12 protein-coding genes are annotated in these 12,654 nt (G+C 58.7%); 5 read left to right on the forward strand and 7 right to left on the reverse strand.

Annotation, left to right across the window (positions count from 1 at the left end; translation table 11 throughout):
- Nucleotides 1-18: 18 nt before the first annotated feature.
- Nucleotides 19-690 (reverse strand): HAD-IA family hydrolase, encoded by a 672-nt coding sequence (locus tag GOW48_RS06080; protein WP_170352600.1) that lies wholly within the window; start codon nucleotides 688-690, stop codon nucleotides 19-21.
- A 134-nt stretch (nucleotides 691-824) separates the two neighbouring features.
- Here GOW48_RS06080 and glmU point away from each other — a divergent pair, with 134 nt between their 5' ends.
- Genes glmU through GOW48_RS06095 form a run of 3 tightly spaced genes read left to right on the forward strand, consistent with a single transcriptional unit; the run spans nucleotide 825 to nucleotide 4,690 of the window.
- A complete protein-coding gene (gene glmU / locus GOW48_RS06085) occupies nucleotides 825-2,177 on the forward strand; it encodes a bifunctional UDP-N-acetylglucosamine diphosphorylase/glucosamine-1-phosphate N-acetyltransferase GlmU (protein WP_170752193.1) in 1,353 nt (450 codons plus the stop codon).
- A 3-nt stretch (nucleotides 2,178-2,180) separates the two neighbouring features.
- Complete coding sequence (glmS, locus tag GOW48_RS06090; RefSeq protein WP_170752195.1) at nucleotides 2,181-4,001, forward strand: glutamine--fructose-6-phosphate transaminase (isomerizing); 1,821 nt, start codon at nucleotides 2,181-2,183, stop codon at nucleotides 3,999-4,001.
- Nucleotides 4,001-4,690: a DNA alkylation repair protein gene (locus GOW48_RS06095; RefSeq protein ID WP_170752197.1), complete on the forward strand. Its 690-nt coding sequence runs from the start codon at nucleotides 4,001-4,003 to the stop codon at nucleotides 4,688-4,690. Before glmS ends, GOW48_RS06095 begins: the two co-directional genes overlap by 1 nt.
- Here the strand turns inward: GOW48_RS06095 and GOW48_RS06100 are convergent.
- Nucleotides 4,678-5,112 (reverse strand): hypothetical protein, encoded by a 435-nt coding sequence (locus GOW48_RS06100; protein ID WP_170752199.1) that lies wholly within the window; start codon nucleotides 5,110-5,112, stop codon nucleotides 4,678-4,680. The genes GOW48_RS06095 and GOW48_RS06100 overlap by 13 nt on opposite strands.
- A 90-nt stretch (nucleotides 5,113-5,202) precedes the next feature.
- On the opposite strand from GOW48_RS06100, the gene moaA reads away from it, so the two are divergent.
- A complete protein-coding gene (moaA, locus tag GOW48_RS06105; protein WP_170352597.1) occupies nucleotides 5,203-6,210 on the forward strand; it encodes a GTP 3',8-cyclase MoaA in 1,008 nt (335 codons plus the stop codon).
- A 1-nt stretch (nucleotide 6,211) separates the two neighbouring features.
- Nucleotides 6,212-7,534 carry a 3-deoxy-D-manno-octulosonic acid transferase gene (locus GOW48_RS06110; protein WP_170752201.1) on the forward strand — a complete coding sequence of 441 codons (1,323 nt, stop codon included), beginning with the start codon at nucleotides 6,212-6,214 and terminating at the stop codon, nucleotides 7,532-7,534.
- Between the two features lie 48 nt (nucleotides 7,535-7,582).
- On the opposite strand, the gene GOW48_RS06115 is transcribed toward GOW48_RS06110, so the two are convergent.
- The 5 genes from GOW48_RS06115 to GOW48_RS06135 all read right to left on the reverse strand — a co-directional run.
- On the reverse strand, nucleotides 7,583-8,746 hold the full coding sequence (locus GOW48_RS06115) for a M20 aminoacylase family protein (RefSeq protein WP_170752203.1): 1,164 nt from the start codon (nucleotides 8,744-8,746) through the stop codon (nucleotides 7,583-7,585).
- 14 nt (nucleotides 8,747-8,760) lie between these two features.
- On the reverse strand, nucleotides 8,761-9,909 hold the full coding sequence (locus GOW48_RS06120) for an MFS transporter (protein ID WP_331251866.1): 1,149 nt from the start codon (nucleotides 9,907-9,909) through the stop codon (nucleotides 8,761-8,763).
- A gap of 66 nt (nucleotides 9,910-9,975) precedes the next feature.
- Complete coding sequence (locus GOW48_RS06125; protein ID WP_170752204.1) at nucleotides 9,976-11,253, reverse strand: DUF3422 family protein; 1,278 nt, start codon at nucleotides 11,251-11,253, stop codon at nucleotides 9,976-9,978.
- Nucleotides 11,254-11,360: 107 nt separating this feature from the next.
- Nucleotides 11,361-11,717 (reverse strand): VOC family protein, encoded by a 357-nt coding sequence (locus tag GOW48_RS06130; protein ID WP_170752206.1) that lies wholly within the window; start codon nucleotides 11,715-11,717, stop codon nucleotides 11,361-11,363.
- A gap of 83 nt (nucleotides 11,718-11,800) precedes the next feature.
- Nucleotides 11,801-12,654: NAD(P)(+) transhydrogenase (Re/Si-specific) subunit beta (locus GOW48_RS06135; RefSeq protein ID WP_170752208.1), on the reverse strand; the 854-nt coding region annotated here is incomplete at its 5' end.

Genomic DNA, 12,654 nt, shown 5'->3' on the forward strand with positions numbered 1-12,654 from the left:
CCCGCTCGGGTCAAGAGACTAAGCCGCCGCACCAATCAACCCCTCGACCACGCGGGGCAGATCATCGAAATGATGCAGCAACGCCTCGGGCTCCAGCGCGGCCATATCGTCACCAGAAGGGCCGAATGTAACCAGAACCGAAGGCACGCCCGCCGCCTTTGCCGTGTTCCGGTCGGTATCGGAGTCGCCGATCAGAACACACAGGTCGGGATGACCACCTGCCCGCCGCGCAGCCTCGCGCAGCGGTTCGGGGTCGGGTTTGCGCACGGGCAACGTATCCGCCCCGACCAGAGCGGCGAACTGATCCCGCACTCCCATCTGTGACAGCAACTGATGCGCCAGCGCCTCGGGCTTGTTGGTGCAGATGCCCACGCCGTAACCGGCCGCTTTCAGCGCCTCAACCGCGTCCAACGCGCCGGGATAGAAGGTGGTATGGGTGTCGATGGCCTGCGCGTAGGCCTCCAGCAACATCGGGTAATAGTCCGAAATGGTCTGCTCTTCGAATGCTCCAACACGCTTTAACCCGTGGGTCAGCATCATCCGACCACCCCGAAGTGCCACGCCCGCGTCCTGCCCGTGGATCAGCACATCACCATGGCCCATATGACGAAAACAATGGTTCGCGGCCTCCAGCAGATCGCCGGATGTATCCGCCAAAGTTCCATCCAGATCGAAGATTACGGTACGCATAAAGCCTCCTGCCTCGGCGGGTTTTCGCCACGTCGTGTTGCAAACGGCAATCTAGTTTGATGCCCGAACCGCTTGCGCCTTTGCCCCCAGCGGATAAAACGGTCGCCAACAAAACACAAAGAGAAAACGAATTCATGAGCACCGCCCTTGTCATCCTCGCCGCCGGAAAAGGCACCCGGATGAATTCGGATATCCCCAAAGTTCTGCATCCCATCGCGCAAGCTCCGATGCTAGTCCACGCCATGCGCGCCGGGGCCGTGCTGTCGCCCGAACGCACGGTGATTATCACCGGCCACGGCTCCGAGGCCGTTGCCAAGGTCGCCACAGCCGAGGATGAGACCGCGCAGATTGCCGTACAAGAGGAACAGTTGGGCACCGCCCATGCCGTCGCCCAGGCCCGCGCCGCGCTGGAGGGGTTCGAAGGCGACGTGGTGGTCCTTTACGGTGACACGCCGTTTCTGCAGCCCGACACGCTGGAACGGATGATCGAGGCACGCGCACAGAATGATTTGGTCATTCTGGGGTTCGAGGCCGCCGATCCCGCTCGCTACGGCCGCCTTGTCATGCAGGGCGACACGCTGGAACGGATCGTTGAATACAAGGATGCCTCGGATGAGGAACGCGCGATAAGCTTCTGCAATTCTGGACTTTTGGCATGTGACGCGCAGACGTTGTTCTCGTTGATAGACGCCGTGGGCAATGACAATGCGTCCAAGGAATACTACCTGACCGACGTGGTCGAGATCGCCCGCAGCCGGGATCTGAAAGTCACCGCCGTTGCCTGTGACGAGGCGCAGACGCTGGGTGTGAATTCACGTGCGGATTTGGCGGCCGCCGATGATGTCTTCCAAGCTCGTGCCCGCGCTGAACTTCTGGATCTAGGCGTCACGCTGATGGCCCCCGACACCGTCTATCTGGCCGCCGATACGATCATTGGGCGGGACACGGTGATCGAGCCCAACGTGGTCTTCGGCCCCGGCGTAACCGTCGAAAGTGGCGCGACGATCCGCGCGTTTTCGCATCTGGAAGGCTGCCATGTCAGCCGCGGAGCTATCGTCGGCCCCTACGCCCGCCTGCGCCCCGGCGCGGAACTGGCCGAGAACACGCGCATCGGGAATTTCGTCGAAATCAAGAATGCCGAGGTCGCCGAAGGGGCTAAGGTCAACCACCTCAGCTATATCGGGGATGCCTCCGTTGGCGCCGCAACAAATATCGGAGCGGGTACGATCACCTGTAACTATGATGGCGTGATGAAGCACAAAACCACGATTGGCGAGAATGTCTTCATCGGATCAAACACCATGCTGGTTGCCCCCGTGACCGTCGGCGACGGCGCCATGACGGCGACCGGCACGGTGGTCACGCGCAACGTGGAACCAGACGCACTGGCCGTGGCGCGCGCCAAGCAGGACAATAAACCCGGTTATGCGCGCAAACTTTTTGAAATGCTCAAGGCGAAGAAGGCTCGCCGCGATAAAGGAGCCTGACCCATGTGTGGTATCGTAGGCGTATTGGGTGAACACGAGGTCGCCCCCATTCTGGTCGAGGCGCTGAAGCGCCTTGAATATCGCGGTTATGACAGCGCCGGGATTGCGACCGTGAACAACGGCGCGTTGGGACGCAGACGGGCAGTGGGCAAGCTGGTGAACCTCAGCGATTTGCTGGTACATGACCCCCTGCCCGGTAAATCGGGTATCGGCCATACCCGCTGGGCCACCCATGGCGTACCCTCGGTCACGAATGCGCACCCGCATCAGGCGGGCCCCGTGGCCGTGGTTCATAACGGAATCGTGGAAAACTACCGCGAATTACGGGCCGAACTGGCAGAACATGGCGTCGATTTCGTCACCGAAACCGACACCGAAACCGTCGCCCTCATGGCCGAGCATTTCCTGAATACGGGCCTGTCGCCGGTTGACGCCGCATTCAAAACCATCGACCGGCTTGAGGGGGCTTTTGCGTTGGCGTTCCTTTTTGACGGTCAGGACGATTTGATCGTGGCGGCGCGCAAGGGCTCTCCGCTGGCCGTCGGTCACGGGGATGGCGAGATGTACGTAGGTTCGGACGCCATCGCATTGGCCCCGCTAACCGACCGTATCACCTATCTTGAAGAGGGTGACCGCGCCGTGCTGACCCGCACCTCGCTGGAGATCCGCAACGAAGCCGGTGAGTTGGTCAATCGTGAGCTCCGCCAGATCAAGATCGACCAATCCCGCGCCGACAAGGGCGGGCACAAGCATTTCATGGCCAAAGAAATCGCCGAACAACCCGTTGTCGTGGCCGAGGCGATCCGATCCTATCTGCGCACCGGCGGGGACGAGATCACCCTGCCCGGCAATTTGGATTTCACCAAGCTGGACCGTCTGACCATGGTCGCCTGCGGCACCGCTTTCTATGCCTGCCTGACCGCGAAATACTGGTTTGAACAACTGGCGCAAATCCCTGTCGAGGTCGATATCGCCAGCGAGTTCCGTTATCGCGAACCGCCCATTCCCGGTCGCACAGCAGCGCTGTTCGTCAGCCAGTCGGGCGAAACCGCCGACACGCTGGCCGCGCTGCGCTATTGCGAGGGCAAGGCCGACAAGATCGTCTCGGTGGTCAATGTTCCCGAAAGCTCGATCGCGCGGGAAAGCGATATTGCTCTGCCGATCCATGCGGGGGTTGAGATCGGCGTCGCCTCGACCAAAGCCTTCACTTGCCAGCTGAGCGTGTTGCTAATGCTGGCGCTGAAAGCGGCCGCTGATCGCGGCACTCTGACTCCCGAGGAACTGGCTGATCACGCCGCCGCCTTGCGCGGCCTACCATCTGTGCTGAACACCGCGCTGGAGCAAAACGATGCCATTCGCGCCGCTGCCCAACGCCTGTCCGAGGCGCGCGACGTTCTGTTTCTGGGCCGCGGCCTAATGTTCCCATTGGCAATGGAAGGCGCACTGAAACTGAAAGAAATCAGCTATATACACGCCGAAGGTTATGCATCAGGTGAGCTGAAACATGGGCCCATCGCCTTGATCGACAAGCATATGCCTGTGGTGGTGATGGCCCCGCGCGATGCGGTTTTCGACAAGACGGTGTCGAACATGCAAGAGGTCATGGCGCGCAAAGGTAAAGTCATCCTCGTTTCCGACGATGACGGCATCGCCGAGGCCAAGGACGGGGTGCAAAGCACCATTCGAATGCCGCATATCCACCCGGGCCTTGCGCCCATCCTCTATTCGGTTCCGGCGCAACTACTGGCCTATCACACAGCCGTGGCAAAGGGGACGGATGTGGACCAGCCGCGCAATCTGGCGAAGTCCGTCACCGTCGAATGATGCAAGCCGCCACATATCTGGACCAGATCAAAACATTTTCGGACACTGAGCGCGCGCAGCAGGCCGCCGCCTATCACAAGGCGGACCGTCCCTATCTGGGCGTGCCCAATCCGGTTCTGAATGATTTGACCAAAAGCTGGCGACAAGAACTGGTTGTGTCGGATCGCGTCGCTCTGGCAGATGCGCTTTGGCAGACGAATATTCACGAAGCCCGTATTGCTGCCGCGAAATTACTTACACAAGCGCGCATCCGATCAGACGACGCGGTTTGGGACTTGCTGCAAAGCTGGTTGCCCGACTTCGACGCATGGGCGATCGCCGATCATGCTTGCATGGCGATGCAAAAACGCCTTTCCGCAGAGCCATCCCGGCTGGATCAGGTCGAAGCATGGACGACCTCCGAGCATATGTGGACGCGCCGCGCGGTTTTGGTGGCCACTTTGCCATGGACCAAGCAAAACCACCCCAAAGTCGATGATCTGCACCGCCGCGACCGCATTCTGAAATGGGCCGCAGGCTATGTCCCGGATCGGGAGTGGTTCATACAAAAGGCAATCGCATGGTGGTTGCGTGATCTGTCGAAACACGATGAACCCAGGGTCGTTGCCTTTCTGGACGCGCACGGAGAAGCAATGAAGCCCTTTGCCCGTCGCGAAGCGGGGAAATACCTCAGGGGTCAGTTGGAATAGACTTCCAACTCGACTAATTCGTCAAACGGCAGCAACAAAGCTCGCATGGCATCCAGAGACAACTGGCTGCCCCCACCTTCCGGTCCCGGTGAGGGAACCAGAGTGATGTAGGCTTGTGCCCCGGTGCGTGGAACGACCACCCGTCCGGTAAACTCGGTATCGACCAGAGGTGTGCGCAACCACCGGCCCGGCGTAGTCGGATCGCCTAAACTGGCAATGGTCGTTTTCGCCCCAAGCCACCCAGCGGCAGTCGCGGGCAAAGGCTCGTCGTCGGCTGTTGCCTCTTCGACTTGGGTTTCATCTGCCGAAACGGGTTCAGGCTGGGCAGTGGCATCGCCACGCTTCAACAAACGATCGGACGTCGACCGAACCGTCTCGCATCCTGCCAGGAAAACACAGAAAACCAAAAGCGCATATTTCATCCCTGAACCCTATCGTCCTGCGCGCATCTGCACCAGCGCAAAGCGCAGTTCGCCCTTGCCGCAGGCCCTGCGCCGCTTTAGTTAAGAACCATGACAGCTCCACTTATCGACCCGTTCGCTCGTGCCATCACTTACCTCCGCGTTTCCGTCACGGATCGCTGTGATTTCCGCTGCGTATACTGCATGTCCGAGGACATGAAATTCCTACCCAAAAAAGACCTGCTCACGCTCGAGGAATTGGACCGCATGTGTTCGACCTTCGTGAACATGGGGGTAGAAAAATTGCGCATCACCGGGGGTGAGCCGCTTGTACGCCGCAACATCATGACGTTTTTCAACGCCATGACCCGCCATCTGGATAGCGGAGCGCTGAAGGAGCTGACCCTGACCACAAATGGCTCGCAGCTGCATCGCTTTTCGGAAGACCTCTATGCTGCGGGCGTGCGCCGGGTGAATATCTCGTTGGATACGCTGGACGAAGACAAGTTCGCGCAGATCACTCGCTGGGGACGCCTCAAACAGGTGCTGAACGGCATTGATGCCGCGCAAAAGGCCGGGCTGCGGATCAAGATCAACGCTGTGGCCCTGAAGGGCTTCAACGAGGAAGAACTGCCGACCATTACAAAATGGTGCGCCGAGCGCGATATGGACCTGACATGGATTGAGGTCATGCCGATGGGCGATATCGGCAACGAAGACCGCCTGGATCAGTACTGGTCCCTGAAAGACGTGCGCAAGGAATACGAAAACCACTATACCGTGACTGATCTTGCCGAACGCACCGGCGGACCCGCTCGCTATGTGCGGCTGGAAGAAACGGATCAAAAAATCGGCTTTATCACGCCCATGTCGCATAACTTCTGCGAAAGCTGCAACCGCGTGCGCCTGACCTGTACCGGCGAGCTGTTTATGTGCCTTGGACAAGAAGATATGGCGGACCTGCGCGGCGCTTTGCGTGACCATCCGGACACCGAGCAACCACTTGAAGAGGCGATCCGCGCAGCGATCAACCTCAAACCCAAAGGGCACGACTTCGACTACTCCCGCCAGGCGGTGGACGGCAAGATGAGCCGACACATGAGCCATACCGGCGGCTGACGTGCCTGCCCCTGTTGACCGACCGACACTGCTCTACCACCTGTATTGCAGCCTAGCCGCAGTTGCGGCACCGTTTGTCTGGCGGGCAGTTCGCAAAAAGCTGCTTGCTGCTGACGTTCCAACACTTCGTCAGCATGAACGCCTCGGCCATGCCAGCCAGCGACGGCCAAAGGGGCAACTCATTTGGTTCCACGCAGCAAGCGTGGGTGAGACTTTGTCGGTCATCAGCCTCATAAAACGCTTAGGCGAACGACTGCCAAGCGCCGAGTTTCTGATCACATCGGGCACGCCGACTTCGGCTTCGTTGATTGAAAAGCGGATGCCGCCCCGCACGCGTCACCAATACCCCCCGCTTGACGCCGGCGGCCCAGTGAAGCGTTTTCTTAACCATTGGCGCCCCGATGCGGGCATCTTTGTCGAAAGTGAGATCTGGCCACAACTGATAATCGAGGCTGGAAAACGCGAAATCCCACTGGCCCTTCTGAATGCGCGCCTGTCAGATAAATCAGTAGCAAGTTGGAAAAAGCGGCCTAAAACAGCGCGATTCATTCTGAATCACTTCCGCCTTTTCCTGACCCAGAATGATCGGACTGCGCAAAACCTGATCCAGATGGGCGCGCCGGAAACACGCGTGCAACCCGGAACCAACCTCAAAGCGATGTCCGACCCGCTGCCGGTAGATCAAGCAACCCTGGGCGATATGAAAGCCCAGATCGCTGACCGCCCCGTCTGGATTGCCAGTTCCACCCATGCCGGTGAAGAAGAGACCGTTCTGGCCGCCCATGCCGAATTGTTGAAACACTGGCCCGATCTGCTTCTGCTGTTGATTCCCCGCCATCCCGAACGCCGCGGCGACGTTGCTGAGCTGATCGACCAGACCGGACAAAAAGCCGCCTTTCGGTCCGCTAATGACCAGATCACCCCCGAAACTCAGGTCTATGTGGCCGACACGCTGGGCGAAACCGGCACATGGTACGCGCTCTGCCCCATCGTCTTTCTGGGCGGCTCGCTGCGCGAGATCGGAGGCCACAACCCGTTCGAACCCGCACAGGCGGGCGCTGCCGTGATCACCGGCCCTGGCTATTTCAACTTCGCGGAAACCTTCGCCCCCCTGATCGAAACCGGCGGCGCGATACAGGTCCAGTCCGCACCCGACCTGACCGCAGCCGTCACCGAATGGTTGTCCGATCCGACTGCGCTGACCACTGCCCGCAAGGCCGCGCAATCCTGCGTCAACACCCAGAAAAATGCGCTGAGCGCTATCGTTGACACTCTCTGCGATCAACTTGAACTGGGCGCGCAGGATCACTCTTCATCTGACTAAAAATATCTCGGGGAGCGCGAGGGGCTGGCCCCTCGCTGCCGCAAACGGTCAAGCCGATGGCATCCTCTGTTCAACGATTTCTGCCCACCAGCTGCATCCGGCTGGGATCGCCTCGTCATTGAAGTTGTATTCCGGGTGGTGCACCGCAGCAGTGTCGCCGTTGCCCAACAAAATATACGCCCCCGGACGCTCTTCCAGCATGAAGGCGAAGTCTTCTCCGCCCATAATCAAGGGTGCGTCATCGCAGTCGCCAGAAACCGACCGTGCGACCTCGGCAGCAAAATCCGTCTGCTCATCACTGTTAACCATCACCGGATATCCCCGGTAATAGGTCACGTCTACAGCCCCGCCAAAGGTCGCAGCGACCCCGTTACAAATCTCGCCAATCCGTTTTTCCGCCAGATCGCGCATGTCAGCACTCATCGTGCGCACTGTACCGCGCAGTTTGACAGTTTGCGGGATCACGTTGAAGGCGGTTGAAGAAGTTTCAAACGAGGTAACCGACACCACCACCTGATCGACCGGATCTGCATTGCGCGCCGCAATCGTCTGCAGCGCCAAGACCGCCTGCGCGGCCATAACAGTCGTGTCCACGGTCTCATGCGGTTTGGCTGCGTGGCCACCCTTGCCTTCAAAAACGATATCGAACTGATCCGTCGCAGCAAAAAACGCACCCGGGCGAATGGAGAAGCTGCCCACAGGGCGGCCGGGCCAGTTGTGCATCCCATAGACCTCTTGAATGCCCCAACGGTCCATCATCCCGTCTTCGCACATCTCGCGACCGCCGCCGCCGCCTTCTTCAGCGGGCTGGAAGATCACCACGACAGTACCATCGAAATTGCGCGTTTCGGACAGGTATTTGGCCGCGCCCAACAGCATCGCCGTATGTCCATCATGACCACAAGCATGCATTGCGCCCTCGGTCTTCGAGGCATAGTCAAGCCCAGTTGCCTCAAGGATCGGCAAAGCGTCCATGTCAGCGCGCAACCCGATGACCTTGCCCTTGGTATCCGCTTTGCCCTTGATCACACCGACAACACCGGTCCGGCCGATCCCGGTCACAACCTCATCGCACCCGAATTCAGCCAGTTTTTCAGCGACCAATGCACTGGTCCGATGAGTTTCGAACAGGATCTCAGGATGCTGGTGGATATCCCGCCGCCATTCGGTGATTTCACTTTGCAATTCGGCGAAGCGGTTTTTGATCGGCATGTGTTTCTCCCGGTTCAGTTATTTATTGTGCTGGCGGGACGCAAGGCCCCTGACAACAAGACGATCAGCACCGCCAGCGGTAGCAGAGCAGTAAACGCCAGACGCAATGTAAGCATCTCTGCCAAAAACCCAATAAGCGGAGGGCCAATGAGCAACCCGCCATAGCCCAGCGTTGCCACACTTGCGATGGCTTGCCCGGGCGGCACGTCAGGGTCGTTGGCTGCTCGACTGAAAGCCAATGGCATGATCACCGCATATCCAATCCCCATCAAGGCGAATCCAGACAGCGCTATTGTAGCCTCGGAGGCGGTCACAACTCCTAGCACCCCTAGTGCCGCGCATATCCCGCCAAATCGAGCTGTAGCGGCTGGACCAAAACGTGAAATGACGACCCCTCCGGCCAGACGAAAGGCGACCATCGTCACCGAGAACACGGCGTATCCCAGTGCCGCGACGCTTTCTGCGGCACCTGTTACGTCCCTTAGAAAAATCGCGCTCCAATCCGCCACTGCTCCTTCGCCCAATGCGCCACACAACGCCGTAAAGCCGACCAGAACCAATGCCCCGGATGGCAGCGCAAAGACCTTACCACTTGAGCTTTCGGTACGACGTGACGTCCAACGCACCATGGACAACGCCAAAGCCAACCCCACAACAACACCCCCTGCCAATAGAAAGTGTTGCATAACCGTCAACTCAAGTTGAACCGCTCCGTAGCCACTGAGCGCACCAAGACCTGCGCCCAGACTCCACATCGCGTGAAACGAAGACATCACAGGTTTGTCGTAAGCCTGCTCGACCTCGGCGGCCCAGGCGTTCATGGCAACATCCATCGACCCGTGAAACGCGCCGAAGACAAACAGAAATGCCGCTAGTGACCAGAAGCCATTCGCAAAGGCCAACAGGATCAGCGACAGCGTATACAAAACGGCAATCACCCTCGTGATTGCCACCGCACCGAACCTGTCGGTCAGTCGGCCTGTCACGGGAAAGGAACACACCGCCCCCGCAGCCATGAATAACAGGCCAAGCCCCAATGCCTCATGCGTGAGGTCCAGCCGGTCCCGCACGGCAGGAATACGAGAGGCCCAGATGCCAAACAAAGCACCGTTCAGAATGAACATGGCGGCAACGGCTCGCCAAGCGGTTACGATGCCAATCACGCAATCCCCTTTCCGCAGTTCAACCCCGCCAGTACTACAGGCGTGGGGCGGATTGGCAATCGGCGACTATTCCAACCGCTTGCGGATCCTTCGCACAGCCACCCAGACTGCCAGAACAACTGGAACGGTCACTGCAGCTGTCAGCATCCCCTTGCTGATCCCGGCCTTGGTCAATGGGTACAAAAGATAGCTGGCCAGCGACACGGCGTAATAACTGATGGCAACAACCGACAAGCCCTCGACCGTGTGTTGTAACCGCAGGGCCAGATCGGCGCGGCGGTCCATGCTTTCCAGCAACGCCTGATTCTGCGCGCTTCGTTCGACATCCACACGGGTTCGCAACAACTCTCCTGCACGAATGGCCCGATCGGACAGAGCTTGCAGACGACGTTCTGTGGACTTCACAGTACGCATTGCGGGATCGTAGCGACGCATCATGAAATCGGCAAAGCTCTGGCGGCCCTCGAACCGTTCCTCGCGCAAAACCTCGATCCGCTGGTTTACAATGGCTTCATATGCTCCAGTCGCACCAAACCGAAACGAACATTGCGCCGAAAGAGTTTCAAGCTGGGTCGAGGTATGCAGCAGATCGGGCAACAACTCATCCGGATGAGCCGAGTTGTCTGTCATTTGCCGCATCAACCGTGTCAGTTTCCCGTCCAGTTCGCCAATGCGGGGCGTCAATTCCTTGACCCGGGCAAATCCCAACATCGACATTGCCTTGTAGGTCTCAATCTCACACATACGCTGAATGATGCGCCCTATCCTGCGTTGGCCTGTACCTTTCGAGATAAACAACGCGAATCTCATATGCCCGGCTGGGTCGATGCGAAAATCGCTGGCGCAAATGGCGGTATTGTCCAGCATACGAGATACCGCAAGGCTCTCGGGCTCGAACCAATCCGCCAAAGCAGATTTCACCGTACCATCATCCGCACGGTCAATCACACGGATCATCGCCGAAGTCACGCGCTGACCGGGGCTGGCGGCCAGCCAGTCCTGCGGGAATACTTCAAAATCGGCGGGGTTAAACGGGCGGTCACTGACATTCTGCGTGATCGCAGTATAGGTGACAAATTCCGTGTGCTGCTCCCACTTCAGCCAATGACGGCCGATCTGCCCGGCAAAATGCGTGGCAGCAGGCTGCGGGTGCTGTGCACCGTGGCGGTCCAGCAAATTCACAAGATGCGCCATATCCTCTTGGCGATCCCGCCCGACAGCGACTTCCGATTTCTTGATCGCCAGAAACGCGACCGTGCACGGACTGTTCGCCACAGGAAATGGTCGGGCGTGCAGCTCATTGGCCAATGCGTATCGCAGTGGATGGTCGTCAATCGGTGTCATTTAGGGCTCCGTCTCATCCGACGCACTATACGACACAATTTTCCAACATCAATTATCTTTTTATTTCATATACTTACGTGAATGCAATGGTATACACTGGACCTATCTCATTGATTTGGTTGCCACAGCTCGATGGGATTGCCTTCAGGATCGTGGATCCGGGCAAAAAGCCCCACCTCACTGTTCCATTCCGGGTTGGTCTCAACAGCGATTCCCGCATCCTCCAACTGGGCCGTCATTGCAGCCAGATCATCGACCCTAAAGTTAATCATCCACTGTTGCTCAAGCCTGCCAAAATACTCAGTTTCCTGCGCAAATGGCGCAAAGACAGTATAGCCTTCACGCTGTTTCCACGGCAGAGGGTTAAGCTGGTTTACGCCCAGATGCTTTTCGTACCATGCGGCCAAAGCTTTGGGGTTTTCGGCACGAAAAAACACACCGCCAATTCCGTTTACAGTCTCCATGGGATACCTCCTGATGTTCAACCTACCGCGAAACGCGGAAAGGCGCCCGTTTGGGCGCCTTTTTGAGTTTTATGTGCCTTGGATCAGTCGATCATGGGCAGGAGCTTGTCCAGCGACTGCTTGGCGTCGCCATAGAACATGCGGGTGTTTTCCTTGAAGAACAGCGGGTTTTCGATGCCCGAATATCCCGTGCCCTGACCACGCTTGGACACAAACACCTGCTTGGCCTTCCAGCACTCCAGAACCGGCATCCCGGCGATGGGGCTGTTGGGATCTTCCTGCGCCGCTGGGTTCACGATGTCGTTCGAGCCGATCACGATGGCCACATCCGTTTCCGGGAAGTCATCGTTGATCTCGTCCATCTCCAGCACGATGTCATAAGGCACTTTGGCCTCGGCCAGCAGCACGTTCATGTGACCCGGTAGACGACCGGCAACGGGGTGGATCGCAAAACGCACCTCTTTGCCCTTGGAACGCAGCTTGCGGACCAGTTCGGAAACAGACTGCTGTGCCTGCGCCACCGCCATACCGTAGCCCGGAATGATGATCACGCTGTCCGCGTCGTTCAGAGCTGCGGCAACGCCATCGGCGTCAATCGCCACCTGCTCGCCCTCAACTTCCATCTGCGGACCCGAGGTGCCGCCAAAGCCGCCCAGGATCACGCTGACAAAGTGCCGGTTCATCGCCTTACACATGATGTAGGACAGGATCGCACCCGACGAGCCAACCAGCGCACCCACAACGATCAGCAGGTCGTTGCCGAGGCTGAAGCCAATGGCCGCTGCGGCCCAACCCGAATACGAGTTCAGCATCGACACAACCACCGGCATGTCCGCGCCACCGATGCCCATGATCAGGTGATAGCCGATGAACAGCGCCGCCAGTGTCATCAGGATCAGCGGGAACAGACCACCCGAGGCGGTGTACCAGATCAGGC

It is taken from the genome of Ruegeria lacuscaerulensis, from assembly GCF_013033355.1.
GTDB classification, from domain to species: Bacteria; Pseudomonadota; Alphaproteobacteria; order Rhodobacterales; family Rhodobacteraceae; genus Ruegeria; species Ruegeria lacuscaerulensis_A.